The organism is Pseudomonas hygromyciniae, from assembly GCF_016925675.1.
In the GTDB taxonomy this organism is placed as follows: domain Bacteria; phylum Pseudomonadota; class Gammaproteobacteria; order Pseudomonadales; family Pseudomonadaceae; genus Aquipseudomonas; species Aquipseudomonas hygromyciniae.
On the sequence record NZ_CP070506.1, the window covers coordinates 4,265,467 to 4,288,814 of the forward strand.

Below are 23,348 nucleotides of genomic sequence, written 5' to 3' on the forward strand. Positions count from 1 at the left end.
CCGGTAGGAGCTGGCTTGCCTGCGATGCTGGCGATGCGAGTGTTCAGATGCACCGCGCCGATGCTATCGCAGGCAAGCCAGCTCCCACATCGACCGTACGCGCACTGAGGTTCAGCGCGCGGCGCCGAGCTGGCCCTTCTCATCGGAGAAGACGATTTCCACACGCCGGTTCTGCGCACGACCACGTTCGGAAGCATTCACTTCCACCGGGTACTGATCGCCATAGCCTTCCACCTGGATGCGTTTTTCATCAATGCCCAGGTCGACCAGTACGTCCGCCACGGCCTGTGCACGGTCACGGGACAGTTTGAGGTTTTCGTGCTCGCCGCCGGTGCTATCGGTATAACCCTCGATCCGCACGACCCGCTTGGGGTTCAGTTGCAGGAACTGCACGATCTTCAGCACTGTACGGTTGGCGGAGTTTTTCAGCTCCGCCTGGCCAGTGTCGAACAGCACGTCGCCCAAGGTCATCACCAGGCCACGATCGGTCTGGGTGGTGGTCAGGCTGGCGATCTGCTCCTCCAGCCACTTGCCCTGTTGCTGCACGCTCAACAACTTGGCTTCGCGCAGCGCCAGTTGCAGGCGTTGACGCTCCAGTTCGAGCTTGGCCGCACGTTCTTCGTTGAGTACCAACTCGGTATGTTCCCGGGCGATGGCGCTATAGCGCTGGCTCAGGTAGGCGTAATGCACGACGTCGCCACCGCTGCCCCAGTAGCTGGAAAGGCGGTCGGCGCGGGCCAGGGACTCACCGGCGCGGATCACGTCCTTGGGCGCGATGCGCAATACATTGGAGTCTTCCTTGACCTTCTGGAAGTCGCTGCCAGCCTGCTGCAACGCGGCGTCGCTATTGGGATGGCTGGCGCAACCGGCGAGCAGCAGGCTGCTCAATAGCAACCCAAATGTCAGGCGGTTCATTGAGCATCTCCCAGCTGTTTGCGCAGGCGGGTGATACGAGTGTCGAGGACATTCAACTGCTCCTGACTCTTTTGCGTCAGTACCCGCGCCTCTGCCAGGCGCGCGTCGAGTTCGGCCTGTTCAGCCTGCATGCGGGCATCCTTGTAGGACTCGTCAGCCATATCGGCCTTGGCCTGGGCCAGCTTCGTCTCGGCGAGTTTCAACTCAGGCACGTCGTCAGCGACAGCGCCCACGGCGGCGGCTTGCTCCAAGGCTTGCTGGGTCAGGCGCATTTGCTCATTCGGCGCAGGATCTGCGGCACAGCCCGCCAGCGTTACTACGGCGAGGGCGGCGAAAAGAGGTCGAATAGTCACTAAAAATCCCTACTTTGTTGGGGTGCTGACGGGTTGCTGCAACTGCGTCTTCCAGCGTTCGATATTGCGCTGCAACGCGGCTTCCGTCAGACCGGACGCGGACAATTCTGTCATCTTTTTGGCGAGCTGTCCGCGCAACCACGGATCATTGCAGGCCGAGTTGTGGGAAATCGCCAGGAACAGCCCCGGCTGATCAATCGGTAGTTCACGGGCCAGCAGGTCTTTGCTCATGCCAAGGGTCTGCGCCATGGCCATGCCGGAGTAACGGCCGGCCAGCACGTAGTCCACTTCGCCAAGCAGCAGTTTCTGCAAGGCCGGGGTTACGGTTGGCAGGCGTTCCAGGGTCAGGTGTTCGCTGGCAAAGGCTTCAAACTCAGGGGACAGGCGCGCCCGCTCCGAGACCGCGCCCTTGTGGCCATGCAGGTCGGCTGCATGGGTATAGACCAGGGGCGAGTCGACGCGGGTCCACACCCGGTAATCGGCCTGCATCAGTGCCGGATGGATGTAGTCCAGGGTCTCCAGCTCGCTGACACTCAGCGGCGCATCGACCAGCATGTCCATGCGCCCGCTGCGGACTTCATCAAGGGCCAGGGAACGCTTGCCGCCATACAACAGGTCGACTTTCAACCCCAGCTCCTTGGCCACTTGTTGCAGCACGTCGGCATTGGCGCCGATCAAGTGGGTGGGGTCTTGCGGGTCTCGCCACAAATAGGGCGGCGCATCCGGGCTGCCGGTCACCACCAGGCGCTCGCATTTGCCGGCAGCGATAGACAAGGTCGGCAGCAGTGACAGGCCCAGCAGTACAGTCCAGCGACGCAGTTCCATGGCGTGGTTCCCGATCAAAAGTGGCGTGCAAAAAAAAGCCCAGTCATAAGACCGGGCTCTTTATAAGTGAAGCGGCTGGTTTAGACCAGCTTCTCCAACTCAGGTACGGCTTCGAACAAGTCCGCCACCAGGCCGTAATCAGCCACCTGGAAGATCGGTGCTTCTTCGTCCTTGTTGATCGCAACGATCACTTTGGAGTCCTTCATACCAGCCAAATGCTGGATCGCGCCGGAGATACCGACCGCGATGTACAGCTGTGGCGCCACGATCTTGCCGGTCTGGCCGACCTGCATATCGTTGGGTACGAAGCCTGCGTCGACCGCCGCGCGCGAAGCGCCGACCGCCGCGCCCAGCTTGTCGGCCAGGGCGTACAGGTGCTTGAAGTTGTCACCGTTCTGCATGCCACGCCCGCCGGAAACGACGATCTTGGCAGCGGTCAGCTCAGGACGGTCCGACTTGGCCAGCTCTTCGCCAACAAAGCTGGAAGTGCCAGCATCGTGAGCAGCAGCCACCGCTTCAACGGCAGCCGAACCACCTTCGGCGGCAACTGGGTCGAAACCGGTGGCACGCACGGTGATGACTTTGACAGCAGCAGTCGATTGCACGGTGGCAATGGCGTTACCGGCGTAGATCGGGCGCTTGAAAGTGTCGGCGCTTTCGACCGAAACGATCTCGGAGATCTGGTCAACGTCCAACTGCGCAGCAACCCGCGGCAGGATGTTTTTGCCGTTGGAGGTGGCAGCAGCCAGGATGTGGCTGTAGCCAGCGCCCAGCTCTGCAACCAGAGGGGCAACGTTTTCCGGCAATTGGTGAGCGTAGGCAGCGTTGTCGGCGGCCAGTACTTTGCTCACGCCAGCGATTTTCGCGGCGGCTTCAGCCACAGCGCCAACATTCTGGCCAGCGACCAGGACGTGGATATCACCACCGATTTTCGCAGCAGCAGCTACGGTGTTCAGGGTGGCCGGGGCCAGCACCTTGTTGTCGTGTTCTGCGATTACCAAGATAGTCATGATTAGATTACCTTCGCTTCGTTTTTCAGTTTCTCGACCAGTTCAGCCACCGACTTGACCTTGATACCCGCGCTGCGTGCAGCCGGCGCTTCGACTTTGACGGTCTTGTTGGTAGAGGCGGTGGAAACGCCCAAAGCATCCGGAGTCAGCACTTCGAGAGGCTTTTTCTTGGCTTTCATGATGTTTGGCAGGGACGCATAACGCGGCTCGTTCAAACGCAGGTCAGTGGTGACGATGGCCGGCAGTTTCAAGGAAACCGTCTGCGCGCCGCCGTCGATTTCGCGGGTCACGGCAACGCTGTCGCCGCTGACTTCGACTTTCGAAGCGAAGGTGCCCTGGCCGTAACCGGTCAGTGCAGCCAGCATCTGGCCAGTCTGGTTGTTGTCGCTGTCGATCGCCTGTTTGCCAAGGATCACCAGTTGCGGCTGTTCCTTGTCGACAACGGCCTTGAGCAGCTTGGCAACGGCCAGCGAGGTCAGTTCTTCAGCGGACTCGACGAGCACCGCGCGGTCGGCACCCAGCGCCAGGGCGGTACGCAGCTGCTCTTGAGCAGTGGTTGGACCGATGGAAACGACGACGATTTCAGTCGCAACACCTTTTTCTTTCAGGCGTACGGCTTCTTCCACGGCGATTTCGCAGAAGGGGTTCATCGACATTTTGACGTTAGCCAGATCGACGCCGGAATTGTCCGCCTTGACGCGAACTTTCACGTTGTAATCGACAACGCGTTTGACAGCTACAAGAACCTTCATGGATTCCTCGTTACTCTCCGGTGAAAAGGAAGCCGCCCGGATAAACCTGGCGGTAGATGCTCAACGGCGCACAAGGGCACCTCTAAAAACGCAGGCCGTCATGACAGGTAACGTTGCACGTACTCAACAATAAAGACCGTTCGTCAGGGGTGACTGACAAGTCATTCATCGTCGCAACGTGTAAACTGCGCGCCAGCATTACGTGCGCGTCAACCTGCATCAGCATTGCCTTGTCTTTGGACGTGGCCTTGAAACCGGCAGTCCGCCTACGGGAAGCGCAAAACCGACCGTATATTGACCGGAACACCTTTTCCGGTCAATACAGCAAAATGGTCAGATATAAGCCGCGTTGCTTTGATTTACCTAGCTTGCGGGCAATTCAAACAAACGTTTGTATTGGACGCTGAGAGTGGTGTAGATATAATGCGCCACCTAGAGAGAAAGGTGGGTCCTCCCCTGCCCTTTTGTAAGAAATTGGCGCAGAAGACGACAGATAAAACACCGAACCTCCACCCATTAGAAAAAAAACTGTTGAGCCTTGAGTAGGAGATAGCCTGTGGAACGCGAATACATGGAATTCGACGTGGTCATCGTCGGCGCAGGGCCGTCGGGCCTGTCTGCCGCCTGCCGACTGAAGCAGAAGGCCGCCGAAGCCGGTAAGGAAATCAGCGTCTGCGTGGTCGAAAAAGGCTCCGAAGTCGGCGCACACATCCTGTCCGGTGCCGTGTTTGAACCACGCGCCCTGAATGAATTGTTCCCGGACTGGAAAGAATTGGGCGCCCCGCTCAATACCCCGGTCGTGCGCGACGACATCTATGTACTGCGCAGCAGCGACAGCTCCACCAAGGTTCCAGACTTCTTTGTGCCCAAGACCATGCACAACGAAGGCAACTACATCATCTCCCTGGGCAACCTGTGCCGCTGGCTGGCCCAGCAGGCGGAGAACCTGGGCGTGGAAATCTACCCTGGCTTCGCCGCCCAGGAAGTACTGTTCGACGAGAACGGCGTGGTGCGCGGGATCATCACCGGCGACCTCGGCGTGGACCGTGAAGGCCATCCAAAAGAAGGCCTGTACACCCCCGGCATGGAACTGCGCGGCAAGTACACGCTGTTCGCCGAAGGCTGCCGCGGGCACTTGGGCAAGCAACTGATCCAGCGCTTCAACCTGGACAGCGATGCCGACGTGCAGCACTACGGCATCGGCCTCAAGGAAATCTGGGAAATCGACCCGGCCAAGCATCAGCCAGGTCTGGTGGTCCACACCGCCGGCTGGCCGCTGGACATCATGAGCAACGAGAACACCGGTGGCTCTTTCCTCTATCACCTGGAAAACAACCAGGTGGTCGTAGGCCTGATCGTCGACCTGTCCTACAGCAACACCTTCCTGTCGCCGTTCGATGAGTTCCAGCGCCTCAAGCATCACCCGGTGCTGGCCCAGTACCTGGAAGGCGGCAAGCGCATCAGCTACGGCGCGCGCGCCCTGGCCAAGGGCGGCATCAACTCGCTGCCGAAGATGGTATTCAAAGGCGGCGCCTTGATCGGTTGTGACCTGGGCACGATGAACGTGGCCAAGATCAAGGGCAGCCATACCGCAATGAAGTCCGGCATGCTCGCCGCCGACGCCGTGGCTGATCGCCTGTTCGCCGAATCTGAAGGCGGCGATGAACTGACCGCCTACGTCGACAGCTTCAAAGCCAGCTGGCTCTACGAAGAACTGTTCGCCACCCGCAACTTCGGCCCGGCGATGCACAAGTTCGGCCCGATTATCGGTGCAGGCTTCAACTGGTTCGACCAGAACATCCTCGGCGGCAAAATGCCGTTCACCCTGCATGACACCAAGCCGGACTACGCCTGCCTCAAGCTGGCCAAGGACAGCCAGAAGATCGACTACCCCAAACCCGACGGCAAGCTGAGCTTCGACAAGCTGAGCTCGGTGTTCCTCTCCAGCACCAACCATGAAGAAGAACAGCCGTGCCACTTGAAACTCAAGGACCCGAGCATCCCGATCGGCACCAACCTGCCGCTCTACGATGAACCGGCGCAGCGCTACTGCCCGGCAGGCGTGTACGAAGTCATCACTCAGGAAGACGGCGAGAAGCGCTTCCAGATCAACGCCCAGAACTGCGTGCACTGCAAGACTTGTGATATCAAGGACCCTTCGCAGAACATCACCTGGGTGACACCGGAAGGCGCGGGCGGGCCGACTTACCCGAATATGTAAGCCACCTGCTTGAAAATGAGGCTCTCCACTGGAGAGCCTTTTTTATGGCCGACGCAAATCTAATGTGGGAGCGAGGTATCTCTGGGGATTTACGCGGCGCGTTCTTCACCCGGGTTGCGCAGGAAATAGCGCTTATATTCCCGACTGAACTGCGACGTACTCTGATACCCCACGTTATGCGCCGCCTGCGCCACGCCCATGCCTTCCACCAGCAACAACTGCTGGGCCTTGAGCAGGCGCAGACGCTTGAGGTACTGCACCGGCGACAACAAGGTGCAACGCTTGAAGTGCTCATGGAACGTCGACGCACTCATATGTGCATAACCGGCCAGGGTCTCGATGTTCAGGGGTTCGGCGTAATGGGCATGCAAGTGGTTCAAGGACGTGGCAATCCGCGAGAACTGCCCCTGCTGTTCCACCAAGGCGCGCAGTACATCGGCCTGGGGCCCGCGCAAGGCGGTGAACAACAACTCCCGCACCCGGGCCGGCCCCATGATCCGGGCTTCCAATGGATCGTGCAGGCACTGCAACAGCCGCTCGACGCAACCGCGCATCGCGTCATCCAGTACCACCGAGCTCATCGACTCCAACGTCTGCGCCGTCGGCGGTGGGCCAGCCTGCATGCCCATAGCCATCACCAGCTCGCCCAACACCACCCGATCAATGCCCACAGTCACCCCATACAGCGGGGCGTCGGCGGCCATGGCAAACGTCTCGCACTCGAACGGCACCGGCATCGCCTGGATCAGGTAATGCCCGGCGCCATATTCCAGGGTGCACGGCCCCAGGTACGCGACCTTGCTGCCCTGGGCCACGAACATCAGGCTCGGTTCATAGATCTGCGGCCCGCGCGCTACGTCGCAACTGGCGCGCAACACCTTCACGCCCGCCAGGTGAGTCGGGGAAAAACCATCGCGGGGCGTCAGCCCCTCAATCAAAGAAACCAGCGTGGCGTTGGCATCAAGATGGCGAGTCAACAACATGGCAAAAACTTCGCGAAAAAGGGATGAGAACATCATCGCAGGTCTGGCGGCCAATGAATCCAATCCTGGGGCACTCCCGGACGAATAGGCATGAGACTCGGAGCATTTGCCATGTTCGCCCACCGGCTCCACGCGCAGAATTCGCCACCTTTCCCGTTCAAGCTTTTGCGAGGTTTTCACCATGTACACCGCCATCGGTTACGCCGCCCAGTCGGCCACCACGCCCCTCGCCCCCATGTCCTTCGAGCGCCGCAGCCCGCGAGCCGATGACGTGGCGATCGAGATCCTCTACTGCGGCGTCTGCCACTCCGACATCCACCAGGCGCGCAACGAATGGGGCATCGCCGTCTACCCGCTGATGCCAGGCCACGAGATTGTCGGCAAGGTCACTGCCGTCGGCGCCAGCGTCACTGACCATAAAGTCGGCGACTTGGTCGGCGTGGGCTGCATGGTGGATTCGTGCCGCCACTGCGAAGCCTGCAAATCAGACCTGGAGCAATACTGCCTCGAAGGCCCGACCATGACCTATGCCACCCCGGATCGGGTGGACGGCAGCAACACCATGGGCGGCTATTCCGACAGCATCGTGGTCAGCGAGCACTTCGTGGTGAAGATTCCGGCCAAGCTCGACCTGGCCAGCGCCGCACCGATCCTCTGCGCAGGCATCACCACCTACTCGCCGCTCAAGCACTATGGGGTCAAGGCGGGCGATAAAGTCGGGATTCTCGGCATGGGCGGCCTGGGCCATATGGGCATCAAGTTCGCCAAGGCCATGGGTGCCGAAGTGACGCTGTTCACCCGCTCCGCGAGCAAGGCAGAAGAAGGCCGTCGCCAGGGCGCCGATCACGTGATCGTGTCCACCGACGCCGAGCAGATGAAGGCAGCAGCCGGCAGTTTCGACTTCCTGCTGGATACCATTCCGGTGCAGCACGACCTGAACCCCTACCTCGACGTCCTGCGTTTTGACGGCGTGCACATCCTGGTGGGTTTGATCGAACCGGTCGACCCACCGGTCAACGCAGCGAAGCTGGTATTGGGTCGTAAAGTCCTGGCCGGCTCGCTGATCGGCGGCATTGCCGAAACCCAGGAAGTCCTGGATTTCTGCGCCGAGCATGGCATTACCTGCGACATCGAAATGCTCGATATCCGCCAGATCAACGAGGCCTATGCGCGCATGATTGCTGGCGACGTGAAGTACCGCTTCGTGATCGACATGACCACCCTGAAGGCTTGATCAGGCCTTCGCCCCCAACTCCGCTGACAGCCGTGCTGCGACCTGTTTGACCACAGGAATCAGCTCGGCCATTTTTTCCAGCGGCATGTAGGGCACCGTACTGGCGATGCTGATGCCGGCGACAATCCGCCGGCTGGCATCGCGCACGGGCGCGGCCACACAGCGGATCGACGGTTCGTTGTCTTCCAGGTCGAACGCATAGCCGCCCGCGACATACTCGCGCATGCGTTGCTCGAATTGCTCCCAGGATTGTTCCGGGTGCTGCGGCCAGTGCAGGTTTTTCCCGCCTACCGGCAAGCTGGCCTGATACAGGCGCTGCCATTCCTCTTGCGAATCATCGAGCAACAAGGCCTTGCCGATCCCGGTACGTGCCAGGGGCATGCGGTGGCCGACCCGCGAGCGCATTTCCGGGCCGTTGCGCCCAGGATTCTTGTGCAGGTACAGCACATCGTCGTATTCGCGGATCGCCAGGTGGATGGTGTCGCCAGTCAGCGCCGACAGCTCATCCAGATAAGGCATCGCCAGCGTCACCAGCGGCAGTTCTTCCCGGGCCTGGAAGCCCAACTCGATCAGCTTGGGGCCCAGCAGGTAGCCGACTTGCGGCACTACCCGCAGGTAGCGTTCGTCCACCAGGCAACTGGCCAGGCGATGCGTGGTGCTGCGAGTGGTGCCGATGCGCCGGGCAATCTCCTTGAGATCCCGCGCCCCGGACGCCACCGCCTGCACCACGCCCAGGCCGCGCAGCAGGGTCTGGGTGCCCGTGGGCGCGGGGTCTTTGGCGGGAATCGGTGGGTTTTCCTGCATGTCGGGGCCTATCTAGAAATGCGAAAGCGGCGGCCATTATGGCAAATGCCGAGCCTCAAGGCAGGGCCGATCTCAGCCCTGGGCAAACTCACGCAACGCCTCGCCTTCCATGCGGTAGCGCACCCATTCTTCCTGGGGTTGGGCACCGATGGATTTGTAGAACGCAATGGCCGGCTCGTTCCAGTCCAGCACACTCCATTCAAAGCGCCCACAGCCATTGTCGTAGGCGATTTTTGCCAGGTGGCGCAGCAACTTCTTGCCCGCCCCGCCGCCGCGCTGCTCCGGGTTGATGTACAGGTCTTCCAGATACAGGCAATTGCTGCCCAGCCAAGTGGAGTAGCTGAAGAAGAACACCGCAAAACCAATCGGCAAGCCATCGCGCAGGCAGATCAGGCCATGGGCGGTGGCACCTTCGCTGAACAGGCTGCGCTCGATATCCACCACGCTGGCGATCACTTCGTGGCGGGCTTTTTCGTACTCGGCCAGCTCAGTGATAAAGGTCAGGATCTGCGCAGCATCGCTGGGCACGGCGGGACGGATCTCGATGGTCATGAACAGGCCTGCGGCTAAAAAAGAAAGGACACATACTAAGGCGCTTTGATGACCGCTTGCAGGGATTTATGCACGCGATTACTCCGCTGCGCAGCAATGCTGACGCCAGTAACCACAGAACAAAGCACGGGGTGGCCCATGGTAAAAAGTCCGCCATAAATCCAACAAACCCCAAGGCTTGCCCATGCGCCCCACTGCTCCAGTTGGCGGAACGCTCTTCGCCCTGTTCTGCCTTGCCAGCTACCTGCTGTCACTGTCGTATGGCTCGACGTTTTTGTTGTCGCTGCTGATCGATTCCAGAGGCGGCAATGAACACGACGCCGGCAGCGTGATTTCCATGGCGATGCTCAGTACGTTTATCGCAGTGATTGCATCCGGGCACCTGGCCGATGCCCTGGGTGCCGCGCGCTCAATTGCCTGCCTGGGGATCCTGCTGGTGGTGGCCTGCCTGGGCTTTGCCCTGACGCCGGGTTTTGGCCAGGGCCTGATGCTGTTCGGCCTGACCCTCGGGCTGGGCTGGGGCGTGTTCTACACCCTGGGCCCGATCATCGTGGCGATGCTGGTGGCGCCCAGCCACAGGGCCAAGTATTTCGCCTGGCTGTCGGGGAGCATGATGACCGGCATCGGTTCGGGCCCCCTGTTGGGGCGGGCGGCCAGCGCCATGGGCCTGCCTCTGGAAAGCGCATTTTATATTGCAGCCCTCGCCAGCCTGGTGGGCGTGCTGATGTTCTGGCGCCTGGGCAGCTATCTCAAGCAGCAACCCAACTTGCTGGGGACTGGCACCGTGTCGAAAATCTCCTGGGCCAGCACCCGGCGCGTACTGGGGTCGAAGGCGGTATTCGCAATCATCATGGTGGGCCTGGGCGGCTGTGTGTTTGGCGGGCTGTCGAGCTTCCAGACCAGCTACGCGGCGAGTCATGGGTTGGACTATTCGCTGTTCTTTCTCGGCTTCATGGGTGCGGCAATTACCAGTCGCTTGGTGATTGCCAGCTTTGTGGTCAGGCGCGATGCGTACTGGTCGGCCTGTGTGTTATCCGGATTGATGCTGGTGTCGATCCTGATGTTCAGCTTCGGCGTGCATGACAGCTTCAGCTACTTGCTGGCGGCCATTACCTTGGGAGTGGGTTACGGCCTGACCTACTCAGTGATCAACGGCCTGGCCGCCAACGAAGCGCCAACTGCCAGCACGCCCCAAGCCTTGCTGCTGTTCAGCCTGTCGTACTTTATCGGGGTGTTCGGGTTTCCGCTGCTGGCGGGCAAGCTGATTGTCGAGCATGGCGTGCCAACCCTGCTCGCCAGTGTATTGGGCATCGCCTTGCTCAACTGGCTGATCACGGTGCTGCGCCTGATTTGGCGCCGGGTGTCGAAACACAAAATCTTACAGGTGACCTAGCACCGTTCGTCGTGATCCAGGCACCAACAATAAGAGTGGGCTGACCAACCTAAGGTAAGGACTTTATTCCTATGGAGGCTCCACCATGAATACTTCCAAAGTGACTGCCCTCGCCTTCGCGGGCTTGCTGTCTGCGGTTTCCCTGGCCAGCGTCGCCGCATCCGACCCGTCCACCGGCAAGACCGACCCGATTGGCAGCCCGCCCAACCCCGCCACCCAAGAAACCGAAAACTCCATGGGCACCGGCCTGGATACCAATGGCGGCGCCATCATCCAGGACGGCGCCGACCCGCGCACCAAGGGTAACGACGGTAACCGTCAGGGCCTGGGCACCGATGTGGAGAACGGCAAGATCGGCCCCGGCAAGAATGCCACCCCAAGCGGCCACGATGACAACCTGCCCGGCGCGCCGAAACAGCCCTGAGCCCGTGGCCGACAGACGAACACTACCCCACCACTGATCCTGAAGAGGTATGCATGAACGTCGATAAAAACCTTGAGAAAGAAGTCCTCACCCGCTTGCTGCACGCGCACCCGAATGGTTTGGGTAAGGAGGTGCTGGATAACTACCGGGGCGAAAAAGTCGTGGCCAGTACCCTGGCGATCCTTCAGGACCGTGGGCTGATCAAGGAAGGCCATGTGACTTGCAACGATGCCGGCGAACACGCATTGCACCTGCCGATCAAGCTGACAGCATCCGGCGTGGACGCGGCGCGCAAGCTCGAAGACGCGTAATAGACGGTTTGCCGGCGATCGCAGTGTGCCTGGTGATGATCTAGCGCTAGGCAGGCCGTCATCGCTGGAAAGCCAGCTCCTACAAACATTCCAAACCTATGTAGGAGCCGGCTTGCCGGTATCAGTCCCTGGGCTCCAGGCCTATCGGGAAGAACACCCCGCCACTCCAGACGCCCAGCCAACTCTCGCCGTCGATCCGGCGTGTTACTGCCAGTTCCACCATCTGGTAGAACACGTTGCGGTGGACCAGCGCCTCAAGGTTGTTGCGCACCAGCACGTAGGGCGAAGGCTCCTGGGTGTGTGGATCAATCACCACCCGCAACGGATGCGCCGGGCCGGCTTCGATCAGGTCTTCGACATTGGAGGTAAACCGCAGGAGCTGGTTCTCGCCATCGCCTTCGACCTCCAGCGACACGGCCACAAAGGGCGCGTCGTCCACCTTGATCCCGACCTTTTCCACCGGCGTGATCAAGAAGTAATCATCGCCATCGCGGCGGATGATATTGGAGAACAGCTTGACCATCGGCTTACGCCCGATAGGCGTGCCCAGGTAATACCAGGTGCCATCACGGGCGATGCGCATGTCGATATCGCCACAGAAATCCGGGTTCCACAGGTGAACCGGAGCCGGTCCCTTGCCCTTGGGCAACTGTGCCAACAAATCATTGGCTTTGGCCGAATCCGTCATGCTGTTCTCCTTTGAATTACTGGTCGCTCATGCCCAGCAGGCTGCGGGCATACTGGCGCAGCGGTGGGCCAAGCAGATCTTCGGGTTTGTTGTCGTGGAACGTCAGTAAACCGCCACGACTGCGAATCCGTGCAGTATCGATCAAATACTGGGTGCTGGTCTCGATCAACATAATCTGGATCACCCCGCTGTCGACACCCAGCCGATCCAGGGCTTCCTGATCGGCCCACTCATCTGCATTGCCGATGCGATCATCCGCCTTGGCGAAGCGCGTATACAACAGGTAATGGGCCCCCACCTCGCGGGCTTCGGCCATGGCCTGCTCCAGTCCTTGCGGGGCGCGGGCGCGGCGGACCATGGGGAAGTATTCGATAAAACCATTGAAGGCTTCTTCGGCCACCACATTGGGACGCGGATAGGCGCTGCCCGGCGGCGTGAACGCGCCCTGGGCGATAAATACAAACGAATCGGGCTGTATGCGAACCGAGTTGGAGCGACGGGTATCGCTGTGATCCAGCAAACCGGCATCGCTCATCTGATAGCGAGTGCCTTCGGCCATATCGCTGACTGTCATGCAGCCACCCAGCGCGAACGACGCCAGCAACAAAACCAGACTACGCATCCTATCCTCCAGAGGCCGGTGACGGAAAACCGGCGAATAGGCACCAGATGCAGATTTTGCGCCAGCTTGCCTGGCTACCCGCCAATGATCTTCATCACGGTAGCCCCGCCGGAAAACGCCACTTCCTGCTTGTCGCCCAAGGCCTTGACCAGCAGGCCCTGTAACGCCGGCAGGGCCTGGTGGCGCGGCTTGTCCAACAGGTCGCCGACATAGTGGCGGTTGCTCGACGACAGGCAGCCGTGCAACCAGCCGGTCGAAGAAAGGCGCAGGCGCGAACAGGTCCGGCAAAACGGCACGCTTTCATTGGCGATCACGCCGAAGAAGCCGTGACCGGGGATTTCATAGCGCACGGCCGTGGCATCGACCGGGGCGTCAGCCTGCAGGTATTCGTGATGTTCGCCAATCAGGCTCAACAGTTGTTGCAGGCTGACGAACTGTTGCAGGAACGCGTTGGAGTCGCTCGCAAGGTGGCCCATGCGCATCAACTCGATAAAACGCAGTTCATAGCCACGCTCCAGGCAATACTCCAGCAGCGGCATGACCTGGTCGAGGTTCTGCCCACGCAATGGCACCATATTGACCTTGATCTTGATTCCCGCCGCACGCGCCTGGTCCATGCCATCGAGGACCGTGGCCAGGTCACCTCCCCTGGCGATCCCGCGAAAGGCAGCGGCATCGAGGGTGTCGAGGGAAACATTGATCCGGCGAATGCCGGCATCGACCAGCAATGGCAACTTGCGCGCCAGTAACTGGCCATTGGTGGTCAGGCTGATATCGCTCAAGCCCATCTGCCCGACGGCCTGCATAAAGGTTTCGAGCTTGGGGCTGACCAGCGGCTCGCCACCGGTAATACGCAGACGATCAATGCCTGCCGCCTCGATCAGGTACGCAACGCCACGGGCCATGGCTTCGGCCGAGAGTTCGTCCTGCGCAGCCACCAACCGCTTGCCGTTGGGCACGCAGTAGGTACAGGCGTAATTGCAGGCTGAGGTCAGGCTGATCCGCAAATTGCGAAAACGCCTGCCTTGACGATCAACGATCATGGATCACTCCGGCAGCGGATAATTCGGGCGCGCTAAAACCTGACTCATAAATCAGATTTTAGCAAGGTCCTTGCCTGAGTATATTCCTGGGTTATCACATACGGCAGTAAATCAACCGGCCATTTCCCGGGTGAATGCCTTACGTGGCAGGCGTCTCGGGGTTCGGCAGCTCGGTACTGTGCTTGCGCTTGTTGCCCATGCGCACGCCGATGTCCATCAGGAACTGGAAGAAGCCTTCCTGATCTTCCAGCACGTTGCTCCAGAATGGCGAGTGGTACAGCGCCACGGCACCGTGCACCAACGCCCAGGCGGCGCAGTAGTGGAAATAAGGCGGCACGTCTTCGAGCTTGCCTTCACTGATCCGGCCCTTGATCAGCAAGGTCAGGCGCTCGAAGTTCGAAGCACGGATCTTGTGCAACTCCTCGACCATTTCCGGCACCTGGTGACCCTTGACCACTTTTTCTTCGAGGCGATCGAACAGTCGGTAGCGCTGCGGGTCGCGCATGCGGAACTCAAAGTAAGCCCGGGACAGCGCTTCCTTGTCTTTGTCGACATCGGCCGAGTGCAGCAGCTCGTTCAAATCGCGCTCGTAATCGAGCATCAGGCGCAAGTAGATCTCGGCCTTGGACTTGAAGTGCTTATAGATCGTGCCTTTGCCGATACCCACGGCATCCGCAATCATCTCGACGGTGACGCTGTCTTCACCCTGTTCGAGGAACAATTTGAGCGCGGTGTCGAGAATTTCCTGCTCACGGCGGCGAAACTCACGGACCTTACGGGGTTCTTTGTGCATAGAAAGAGGTCTGCAGAGGTCAGTATTGGAAGGGTTCAGTGCTCCGATGACGGAACGTTTTACCCGGTGCGAGGGATTATCCCGACTGGGCGGTCGTTGGGCAACGTCTATATGAACAACCCACACACTAAACTTACAGCCCGCCAACGAATCAGGCGATATGGGTCAGAAATAAAACACCGACTCGCGCAGTGTGTTGCCGCTCAATGAGAACTCAAGCGAAGCGCACGTATTCCAAATCTGTTTAAAAAACGATCAGATGCGGCTGGACTGCACGGGATACTGATCAATACTTCATCTGTCGGTGTGACATCTCCCCCAAGTGAAACACCGATAGGGGTACCAATGGACCGCGTACCTTTATTTACTCCTAATGGTCTTAACCCGGATTCCCCCCCCAGAACCCGGGGTTTTTTTGCCTGGGATTCAGCGAACGTGCGCCAGCGGGAACAGGCGCTTGAAGTTCTCGGTGGTCTGCTCGGCAAAACGCTCGACTGACTCGCCGCGCAACATCGCCAGGTAATCCGCCACATCCCGCACATATTCCGGCAGGTTCGGCTTGCCGCGATGGGGGATCGGTGCGAGGTAAGGCGAATCGGTTTCCACCAGCAGACGATCCGCCGGCACCTGGCGCGCCACATCCCGCAGGGCATCGGCGTTGCGGAAGGTGACAATACCCGACAGGGAAATATAGAACCCCAGGTCGAGGGCCGCCTTGGCCATCTCCCAGTCTTCGGTGAAACAGTGCAACACGCCCGCCTGGGGCAACGCCGCCTCGCGCAGCAACGCCAGGGTGTCGGCACGGGCGCCACGGGTATGTACGATCACTGGTTTACCGGTCTGCTGCGCCGCTTGCAGGTGCAGTCGGAACGAGGCCTGCTGCAAATCGGCGGCTTCGGGCTCGTAGTGGTAATCCAGGCCGGTCTCGCCAATAGCCACCACTCGCGGGTGATTGAGTTCGCCCAGCAGCCAGTCAAGGGCCGGGGCTTCGCCAGGCTTGAGGTCCAGAGGATGGATACCTACCGAGCAATCCACGTCGGCATAGCGCTCGGCCAGAGCCTTGACGTCGGCGGCGTTCTCGGCGCTGACGCCGATGCACAGAAAATGCCCAACGCCGCGCTGGCGTGCGGCGTCGAGGGCGGCATCCAGGGAGCCACCGTGGGCGGCGAGGTCGAGGCGATCAAGGTGGCAATGGGAATCTACGAGCATAAGAAGTTACAACTTGCGTCACAGGAAGTGTCTGGCCAACGAGACATCCGTCGGCCCCAAGAATATCAACGTCGGCCGAGCAATCCGACCCACTGCACCAGCAGTGCCTCAAGCAACAGCACCCGGTTCAGGTTGGCCTTGCCCAGGACCTTCTGGCGCTGAGCGAGGATCCAGTCCTGAATGTTCAAGACCTTGTCCTGGGCGCTCTTTTGCGCCAGGTACTGAACGACCTTGCGCATGTCCATCAGACCCAGGCCGTTCTCGTCCTGGGTCAGTTGATAGCGCAGGATCAAGCTGGACCAGTCACAGAACCAGTCAAACAGCAGCAACAGCGGCACGTCTTTCCAGCCCTCGGCCAGTTGGGTGGCAGACTGCTCTTGCTTGAGCAGCTTCTTCACCCCATCGACCACCAGCGCACGCTGCTCGCGCACGCCCTGGGCCTGCAGGCTGACCGCCGCCAGGGGCGAGCCGGCCGCCAGGGTCAACAATTCGACCCGCTCCTGCTCACTGCACTCAGGCAAGGCCTGGCCCAGCCATTGCAAACTCATGGCCTCGCTCGGCAGCGGGCAGGCCTGTTGCACGCAACGACTGCGAATGGTTGGCAGCAAACGGCTGGACTGATGACTGACCAACAGCAGCACGGTATCGCCGGATGGTTCTTCAAGGCTCTTGAGCAAGGCGTTGGCGGCGTTGATGTTCATCGACTCCACCGGCTCGATCAGCACCACCTTGCGCCCGCCCATCTGCGCGGTCTGCACCACGAAGCTCACCAGGTCACGTACCTGGTCGACCTTGATCGCCTTGTCGGCCTCTTCAGGCTCCAGCACGTAGTTGTCCGGATGGCTGCCGGCCTTGAGCAGCAGGCACGATTTGCATTGCCCGCACGCCTCCAGCTCTGCCGGCTGCTGACACAGCAGGCGAGCCATCAAGCGCTCGGCCAAGGCACGCTTGCCGATGCCTGCCGGTCCATGGAGCAGATAGGCATGGGCATGCTGGGCACGTCCGGCCAATTGCTGCCACAGGCTGTCCTGCCACGGATAGGCCTCAGCCACGGTAAAGCTCCAACAGTTTCGGGAGCAGTGCATCGATAGCCCGTTGCACCTGCTCCAGCGGTTGCGCGGCATCCAGCAGGCAATAGCGCGACGGTGCAGCTTCGGCACGCTGGAGGTACGCCGCGCGCACCGCTTCAAAAAATGCCCGCCCTTCCAGCTCGAAGCGGTCCAGCCGACCACGGGCACTGGCCCGCGCCAGGCCGACATCCACCGGCAGGTCGAAGACCAGGGTCAGGTGCGGGCGCAGATCGCCCTGGACAAAGGTCTCCAGGGTCGCGATGCGCTCCAGGGACAAGCCACGGCCGGCGCCTTGGTAGGCGTAGGTGGAATCGGTAAAGCGGTCGCAGATCACCACCGCACCACGGGCCAGCGCCGGCCGGATCACTTCGGCCAGGTGCTGGGCACGTGCAGCAAACACCAGCAACAACTCGGTGTCCGGGTTCATGACCTCGTCGCCAGTGGCCAGCAGCACCTCGCGGATCTTCTCCGCCAGAGGCGTGCCGCCTGGTTCGCGGGTCAGCAGCACCTCGATCCCTTCGGCCCGCAAGCGCTCGGCCAGGTATTCACGGTTGGTACTCTTGCCGGCGCCTTCAGGGCCTTCCAGGGTAATAAACAAGCCAGTCACAGGCAGTCCTTAGTCAGAGTCATTGCGGGCTTTGCGCGGGCGCAGCTTCAGGCGCGACAGGCTCAACCGTCGCCGGTGCAGCCGGTGCAGGGCTGGAGCGATAATCGGCGCGACGCTTGAGTTGGTACTCGCGCACCGCCGCATTATGGGCATCCAGGCTATCGGAAAAAATATGGCTGCCATCGCCCCGCGCCACGAAATACAGGCTGCTGCCCGACACCGGATTCAACGCGGCATGGATCGCTTCGCGGCCGACCATGGCAATCGGCGTCGGTGGCAAACCGCTGATCATGTAGGTGTTATAGGGCGTGGCTTCTTTCAGGTGCGCGCGCGTCAACTTGCCGTTGTAGCGCTCGCCCATGCCGTAGATCACGGTGGGGTCGGTTTGCAGCAGCATGCCGATCTTCAGGCGCCGCACAAACACCCCGGCAATCTGCCCACGTTCTTCCGGCACGCCGGTTTCCTTCTCGACCAGCGACGCCATGATCAGCGCCTGGTAGGGGTCGGTATAGGGCGCATCCGGGGCACGTCGGCTCCATTCCTGCTCAAGTACATCGTCCAGGCGGTTGTAGGCTTTTTTCAGGAATTCGACATCGGTCATGCCGCGCACGAAACGGTAGGTATCAGGGAAGAACCGCCCTTCCGGGAACACGTCGGGATGGCCGATTTTCGCCATCACCTCGCGGTCACTCAAGCCAGACAAGGTCTGCTCGATTTTTTCGTGCTTGGCCAGCGCACTGCGCACCTGGCGGAAGTTCCAGCCTTCCACCAAGGTCAGGCTGTACTGCACCACTTCGCCGCGCTGCCACAGGCCGATCAGCCCTTGGGCCGTCAGGCCTGGCGTCATTCGGTATTCACCACTGTGCAGCGGCTGACCATCCAGATTGAAACGCCAGTACAGGCGCAGCCAAAAGGCATCCTCAAGCACGCCGTCAGCTTCCAGGCGATTGAAGGTACCGGTCGGGGTCGCACCGGCCGCCACATCCAGCAATTGCTCCTGGGACAGATTCAGCGGCTGCTTCAAGGCCGAGTCCAGCTTCCAGGCCGAAAAGCCCAGCAGCAAACCCGCCAGGACCAGACCGATCTCCAGCAGCAATACAATTTTACGTCTCAAATCAAACACCCAATAGCGCGCGAACAATGCCTTGCAGTTTACGGGTGAGCGGCCCAGCCGACCAGCTCATTGGCCCACATCCAAGCACCGGCCAAATGCCATATACGCTGTTGCAGACGAACACTTCATCAGCCTGTTGCAACTGCGCAAGGCTGATATCGGCAACCCTGGTGACAATGCCTAACGCCTCGGCCCTGGCCAACAGCTCGGCACGCATGACGCCGGCCACGCCACAGCGGCTCAGGTCGGCTGTCAGCAACTGGCCGTCATGTACCAAGAACAGGTTGCTGAACACGCCTTCGATGACGCGCCCAGACATATCCAGCATCAATCCTTCCGCGTGATCGGCATCTTGCCACTCGGCGCGTGCCAGGACCTGTTCGAGGCGATTTAGATGCTTGAGACCTGCGAGCAAGGGTTGCTCGGACAAACGGGTGACGCATGGGAAAAGGCGAACGCCTGATGAACCATGAGCCTCGGGATAGGTGGCAGGCGGGCTGCCTTGCAGAATACGACGTGCTGGGGCGCCTGCGTTGATGCCATAACCGCGCAGGCTATCGCCACGGGTGAGGATCAACTTGAGAACACCGTCACCGAAGGCTGCCGCATAGGCCAGCAACTCGCTGCGGACCAGGCCCTGGTCCACAGTAAGCGCCAGGCGCCTGCAACCTTCGTCGAGGCGTTGCAGATGACGATCAAGCAGCACGGGCTGCCCGGCCTTGACCGCGATGGTTTCAAACAAACCATCGCCGTAGGCCAGGCCGCGATCTTTCAGCGGCACTGCGTCCGCCGGCTGACCGTCGACCCAGCTGTGCATCACTCGGCGAACCGGCGGAACACCAGGGAACCGTTGGTACCGCCAAAGCCGAACGAGTTGGACAACACCACGTCGATCGGCATTTGCTGCGGCTCGTGAGGGACGAAGTTCAGGTCGCAGCCTTCATCCGGCTCATCAAGGTTGATGGTCGGTGGTGCAACTTGGTCCTTGATCGCCAGCACGCTGAAAATCGCTTCGACCGCACCAGCCGCGCCCAGCAGGTGACCGGTCATCGACTTGGTCGAACTGACCGCCAGCTTGTAGGCGTGCTCGCCGAATACCGACCTGATGGCCTGGGCTTCTGCCAGGTCGCCAGTCGGCGTCGAAGTGCCGTGGGCGTTGATGTACTGCACTTGATCGACGTTGATCTTCGCGTCGCGCAAGGCATTGCTGATGCAACGCGCAGCGCCCGCACCGTCGGCGGGTGGCGAGGTCATGTGGTACGCATCGCCACTCATGCCAAAACCGATCAGTTCGGCATAGATCGTCGCGCCACGGGCCTTGGCGTGCTCCAGTTCTTCGAGGACCAGGGCACCGGCGCCGTCGGACAGTACAAAGCCATCACGGCCCTTGTCCCACGGACGACTGGCGCGGGTCGGCTCGTCATTGCGCGTCGACAGCGCACGGGACGCGCCGAAGCCGCCCATCCCCAGGCCGCAGGCAGCCATTTCGGCGCCACCGGCGATCATCACGTCAGCCTCGTCATAGGCGATATTGCGCGCCGCCATGCCGATGCAGTGAGTGCCCGTGGTGCACGCCGTGGAAATGGCGTAGTTAGGCCCCTGGGCACCCAGATGGATGGACAGGAAACCGGAAATCATATTGATGATCGAGCCCGGGACGAAGAACGGTGAAATTCGACGAGGGCCGGATTCGTGCAAGGTACGGCTGGTTTCTTCGATATTGGTCAAACCGCCAATACCCGAGCCCATGGCCACGCCGATGCGCTCACGGTTGGCATCGGTCACTTCCAGGCCGGCATTACGCACCGCCTGAAAACCGGCTGCCAGGCCGTATTGAATGAACAGGTCGAGTTTGCGGGATTCCTTGATCGAGAGATATTCCTCGACATTGAAGCCCTTTACCGAGCCGCCAAAACGGGTGGAATAGGCAGAAAGGTCCGTATGTTCAATCAGACCAATACCACTGTGGCCAGCCAGAATGCCCTGCCAACTGCTCGGCACATCCGTACCCAGTGGCGACAACATACCCATACCGGTGACTACGACGCGTCTACGCGACACAGCACTCTCCTTTTTCTTGATGACGACACTTGAGCTGACTTTTCATCAGAGCTAATGAAAAAACCGCACGCCGTTACAGCAGTGCGGTTTTTCCATAACAGCAAGCGACGATTACAAACTATTACGCCTGGTGGCTAGTAACGTAGTCGATAGCAGCTTGAACAGTAGTGATTTTTTCAGCTTCTTCGTCCGGGATTTCGGTCTCGAATTCCTCTTCCAGAGCCATCACCAGCTCAACGGTGTCAAGGGAATCGGCACCCAGGTCTTCTACGAAGGAAGCAGTGTTGGTCACTTCTTCTTCTTTAACGCCCAGTTGCTCGGCGACGATTTTCTTGACGCGCTCTTCGATGGTGCTCATACCTTGTTTAACTCCTAATGGACAAATTCAGGCAGCTGGCCAGTGGGTAAGTGTATAGAAAGGCTTTTCAGCTTTTCAACTGAAAGCTTCACCCTCGTACCCTACCGGCCACCTGTCTATAAATAGATTGCAGCTTTATAACGGATTTTAGACAGCTCGTATGACATTTTTTTGAAGCGATCCGTCACAATTTAACTCATGTACATCCCGCCGTTCACCGGGATTGTAGCCCCAGTCACGTATGCCGCACCGTCAGATGCCAGGAAAGAGACCACATTGGCGATCTCTTGGGCCTGGCCCAGACGGCCCAGCGGAATTTGCGTCAGCAACGCTTCACGCTGCGCTTCAGGCAATTCGCGGGTCATATCGGTATCGATAAACCCTGGAGCCACCGAGTTGACCGTAATCGACCGCGAGCCGACTTCACGCGCCAGGGCTCGGCTGAAACCTTCCAGGCCGGCCTTGGCAGACGCGTAGTTTACTTGGCCTGCGTTGCCCATGGCACCCACTACGGAGCCAATATTGATAATTCGCCCCCAACGCGCCTTGGTCATGCCGCGCAAAACACCCTTGGACAGGCGAAACAGACTGTTCAAGTTGGTATCGACCACGTCGTACCACTCGTCGTCTTTCATGCGCATCATCAGGTTGTCGCGGGTAATACCGGCATTGTTCACCAGAATTGCCGGCGTACCGAATTGTGCAGTGATCTGGGCCAGTACGGCAGCCACGGATTCGTCGCTGGTCACGTTGAGCTCCAGGCCCGTGCCCTGCACGCCATTTTCCTTGAGGGTCGCGGCGATACGCTCGGCGCCGGAGGCGGAGGTGGCAGTACCGATCACTACCGCGCCCTGACGGCCCAGTTCCAGGGCAATCGCCTGGCCAATGCCACGGCTTGCGCCGGTAACCAGTGCAACTTTACCTTGCAGACTCATGCAGGCTTCTCCTTAGTTCAGGCCAGTGCGGCGCGGGCGGCTGCGAAGCCATCCGGGGTATTGAGGTTGGAAGTCGACACGCCTTCGGCGCAGCGCTTGTTGAGACCAGCCAGGACTTTACCCGGACCACACTCAACCAGTTGAGTAGCGCCCTTGGCAGCCAGGGTCTGGACCGATTCAACCCAGCGAACCGGCTTGTACAGTTGCTCCAGCAGGTCACGCTTGAGGGTTTCCAGGTCAGGCGCCACGTCGGCGCTGACGTTTTGCACCAACGGGATCTGCGGCGCCTGCCAGTTGATGGCTGCGATGGACTCGGCGAAACGCTCGGCCGCCGGGCGCATCAACTCGCAATGGGATGGCACGCTGACCGGCAGTGGCAATGCACGTTTGGCACCGCGGGCCTTGCAACCTTCGATGGCACGCTCAACCGCGGCCTTGGCACCGGCGATCACCACCTGGCCAGGAGAGTTGAAGTTCACGGCGCTGACCACTTCGCCCTGGGCCGCTTCGGCACAGGCTTCGATCACCACGGCGTCGTCCAGGCCCAGGATGGCAGCCATGCCGCCCTGCCCGGCCGGAACAGCCTCTTGCATCAGTTGACCACGGCGCTCTACCAGCTTGACCGCCTCAGCGAGGGTCAGGCTGCCTGCCGCGACCAAGGCGCTGTACTCGCCCAGGCTGTGACCGGCGACGAAAGCCGGGCGTGCGCCGCCTTCAGCCAGCCAGACGCGCCACAGCGCGACGGAAGCCGTCAGGATTGCAGGTTGGGTTTTATCGGTTTGATTGAGCAGTTCTTCCGGCCCGTCCTGGGTCAATGCCCAAAGGTCGTAGCCCAAGGCAGCAGAAGCTTCCTTGAAGGTTTCCAGGACCAGCGGGTATTGCGCGCCCAGCTCGGCCAACATGCCGAGGGACTGCGAACCCTGCCCTGGAAAGACGAATGCGAGGGATGTAGACATGTAACAAGCCCCTAATGATCTGGTCGTCGGTGAATTGACGCCCCACAGCTGGGAGCGCAAGAAACTGACAGATTGGATGGTCAATTGAACTGGCCGGTCACATTTAAGCATTCCC

The 23,348-nt window shown here is 60.3% G+C and carries 26 protein-coding genes; 5 read left to right on the forward strand and 21 right to left on the reverse strand.

Translation table 11 applies throughout. The annotated features are described in order from the left end of the window. Window positions 1-111: 111 nt before the first annotated feature. The 5 genes from JTY93_RS18995 to JTY93_RS19015 form a co-directional block, all read right to left on the reverse strand. The gene (locus tag JTY93_RS18995) at window positions 112-915 is read right to left on the reverse strand and encodes an OmpA family protein (protein WP_169992700.1); all 804 of its coding nucleotides are present in this window, start codon (window positions 913-915) and stop codon (window positions 112-114) included. Beyond that, window positions 912-1,268, reverse strand: coding sequence for a DUF4398 domain-containing protein (locus JTY93_RS19000; protein ID WP_076961152.1), 357 nt, complete (start codon window positions 1,266-1,268; stop codon window positions 912-914). The genes JTY93_RS18995 and JTY93_RS19000 overlap by 4 nt, the downstream gene beginning before the upstream one ends. Before the next feature lie 9 nt (window positions 1,269-1,277). After that, on the reverse strand, window positions 1,278-2,093 hold the full coding sequence (locus tag JTY93_RS19005; RefSeq protein WP_205479484.1) for a substrate-binding periplasmic protein: 816 nt from the start codon (window positions 2,091-2,093) through the stop codon (window positions 1,278-1,280). An 80-nt stretch (window positions 2,094-2,173) separates the two neighbouring features. Next, on the reverse strand, window positions 2,174-3,103 hold the full coding sequence (locus tag JTY93_RS19010) for an electron transfer flavoprotein subunit alpha/FixB family protein (protein WP_057960381.1): 930 nt from the start codon (window positions 3,101-3,103) through the stop codon (window positions 2,174-2,176). Between the two features lie 2 nt (window positions 3,104-3,105). Continuing rightward, on the reverse strand, window positions 3,106-3,855 hold the full coding sequence (locus JTY93_RS19015; protein WP_084378987.1) for an electron transfer flavoprotein subunit beta/FixA family protein: 750 nt from the start codon (window positions 3,853-3,855) through the stop codon (window positions 3,106-3,108). Window positions 3,856-4,411: 556 nt separating this feature from the next. Between JTY93_RS19015 and JTY93_RS19020 the strand changes: the two genes are divergently transcribed. Next, window positions 4,412-6,076 carry an electron transfer flavoprotein-ubiquinone oxidoreductase gene (locus JTY93_RS19020; RefSeq protein WP_169955228.1) on the forward strand — a complete coding sequence of 555 codons (1,665 nt, stop codon included), beginning with the start codon at window positions 4,412-4,414 and terminating at the stop codon, window positions 6,074-6,076. 89 nt (window positions 6,077-6,165) lie between these two features. On the opposite strand, the gene JTY93_RS19025 is transcribed toward JTY93_RS19020, so the two are convergent. Then, entirely contained in the window at window positions 6,166-7,059 is an 894-nt protein-coding gene (locus JTY93_RS19025; RefSeq protein WP_205477373.1) for an AraC family transcriptional regulator, read from the reverse strand. 181 nt (window positions 7,060-7,240) lie between these two features. Here JTY93_RS19025 and JTY93_RS19030 point away from each other — a divergent pair, with 181 nt between their 5' ends. Beyond that, complete coding sequence (locus JTY93_RS19030) at window positions 7,241-8,293, forward strand: NAD(P)-dependent alcohol dehydrogenase (RefSeq protein WP_205477374.1); 1,053 nt, start codon at window positions 7,241-7,243, stop codon at window positions 8,291-8,293. Here JTY93_RS19030 and JTY93_RS19035 read toward each other — a convergent pair whose 3' ends face one another. Continuing rightward, window positions 8,294-9,097, reverse strand: a complete 804-nt coding sequence (locus JTY93_RS19035; RefSeq protein ID WP_205477375.1) for an IclR family transcriptional regulator — start codon at window positions 9,095-9,097, stop codon at window positions 8,294-8,296. It lies immediately after the preceding gene. 72 nt (window positions 9,098-9,169) lie between these two features. After that, window positions 9,170-9,649: a GNAT family N-acetyltransferase gene (locus JTY93_RS19040; RefSeq protein WP_169992712.1), complete on the reverse strand. Its 480-nt coding sequence runs from the start codon at window positions 9,647-9,649 to the stop codon at window positions 9,170-9,172. A gap of 184 nt (window positions 9,650-9,833) precedes the next feature. Between JTY93_RS19040 and JTY93_RS19045 the strand changes: the two genes are divergently transcribed. From JTY93_RS19045 to JTY93_RS19055, 3 genes are all read left to right on the forward strand, one after another. Further along, window positions 9,834-11,042, forward strand: coding sequence for an MFS transporter (locus JTY93_RS19045; protein WP_205477376.1), 1,209 nt, complete (start codon window positions 9,834-9,836; stop codon window positions 11,040-11,042). An 85-nt stretch (window positions 11,043-11,127) separates the two neighbouring features. Further along, window positions 11,128-11,466, forward strand: a complete 339-nt coding sequence (locus JTY93_RS19050) for a hypothetical protein (RefSeq protein WP_205477377.1) — start codon at window positions 11,128-11,130, stop codon at window positions 11,464-11,466. Between the two features lie 53 nt (window positions 11,467-11,519). After that, entirely contained in the window at window positions 11,520-11,777 is a 258-nt protein-coding gene (locus JTY93_RS19055) for a hypothetical protein (RefSeq protein ID WP_169992717.1), read from the forward strand. A gap of 121 nt (window positions 11,778-11,898) precedes the next feature. Here the strand turns inward: JTY93_RS19055 and JTY93_RS19060 are convergent, their stop codons facing one another. From JTY93_RS19060 to fabD, 13 genes are all read right to left on the reverse strand, one after another. Beyond that, entirely contained in the window at window positions 11,899-12,465 is a 567-nt protein-coding gene (locus JTY93_RS19060; protein WP_205477378.1) for a DUF1285 domain-containing protein, read from the reverse strand. Between the two features lie 16 nt (window positions 12,466-12,481). Next, the gene (locus tag JTY93_RS19065) at window positions 12,482-13,087 is read right to left on the reverse strand and encodes a DUF4823 domain-containing protein (RefSeq protein WP_029299675.1); all 606 of its coding nucleotides are present in this window, start codon (window positions 13,085-13,087) and stop codon (window positions 12,482-12,484) included. 74 nt (window positions 13,088-13,161) lie between these two features. Continuing rightward, a complete protein-coding gene (locus JTY93_RS19070; protein ID WP_205477379.1) occupies window positions 13,162-14,130 on the reverse strand; it encodes a GTP 3',8-cyclase MoaA in 969 nt (322 codons plus the stop codon). Window positions 14,131-14,269: 139 nt separating this feature from the next. Beyond that, window positions 14,270-14,923, reverse strand: coding sequence for a TetR/AcrR family transcriptional regulator (locus JTY93_RS19075; RefSeq protein ID WP_169955218.1), 654 nt, complete (start codon window positions 14,921-14,923; stop codon window positions 14,270-14,272). Between the two features lie 426 nt (window positions 14,924-15,349). Then, complete coding sequence (locus JTY93_RS19080; protein WP_169992723.1) at window positions 15,350-16,132, reverse strand: TatD family hydrolase; 783 nt, start codon at window positions 16,130-16,132, stop codon at window positions 15,350-15,352. A gap of 65 nt (window positions 16,133-16,197) precedes the next feature. Next, complete coding sequence (locus JTY93_RS19085; RefSeq protein WP_205477380.1) at window positions 16,198-17,184, reverse strand: DNA polymerase III subunit delta'; 987 nt, start codon at window positions 17,182-17,184, stop codon at window positions 16,198-16,200. Continuing rightward, complete coding sequence (tmk, locus tag JTY93_RS19090; RefSeq protein ID WP_205477381.1) at window positions 17,177-17,809, reverse strand: dTMP kinase; 633 nt, start codon at window positions 17,807-17,809, stop codon at window positions 17,177-17,179. The genes JTY93_RS19085 and tmk overlap by 8 nt, the downstream gene beginning before the upstream one ends. Before the next feature lie 19 nt (window positions 17,810-17,828). Further along, window positions 17,829-18,923 (reverse strand): endolytic transglycosylase MltG, encoded by a 1,095-nt coding sequence (gene mltG / locus JTY93_RS19095; protein ID WP_205477382.1) that lies wholly within the window; start codon window positions 18,921-18,923, stop codon window positions 17,829-17,831. 1 nt (window position 18,924) lies between these two features. Further along, the gene (gene pabC / locus JTY93_RS19100; protein ID WP_205477383.1) at window positions 18,925-19,740 is read right to left on the reverse strand and encodes an aminodeoxychorismate lyase; all 816 of its coding nucleotides are present in this window, start codon (window positions 19,738-19,740) and stop codon (window positions 18,925-18,927) included. Beyond that, the gene (gene fabF, locus JTY93_RS19105) at window positions 19,740-20,984 is read right to left on the reverse strand and encodes a beta-ketoacyl-ACP synthase II (protein ID WP_169992733.1); all 1,245 of its coding nucleotides are present in this window, start codon (window positions 20,982-20,984) and stop codon (window positions 19,740-19,742) included. The genes pabC and fabF overlap by 1 nt, the downstream gene beginning before the upstream one ends. Window positions 20,985-21,105: 121 nt before the next feature. Further along, window positions 21,106-21,342, reverse strand: coding sequence for an acyl carrier protein (gene acpP, locus JTY93_RS19110; RefSeq protein WP_010165887.1), 237 nt, complete (start codon window positions 21,340-21,342; stop codon window positions 21,106-21,108). Between the two features lie 191 nt (window positions 21,343-21,533). Next, complete coding sequence (fabG, locus tag JTY93_RS19115) at window positions 21,534-22,277, reverse strand: 3-oxoacyl-ACP reductase FabG (protein WP_029299688.1); 744 nt, start codon at window positions 22,275-22,277, stop codon at window positions 21,534-21,536. Between the two features lie 17 nt (window positions 22,278-22,294). After that, entirely contained in the window at window positions 22,295-23,233 is a 939-nt protein-coding gene (fabD, locus tag JTY93_RS19120) for an ACP S-malonyltransferase (RefSeq protein WP_170043757.1), read from the reverse strand. Window positions 23,234-23,348: the final 115 nt, after the last annotated feature.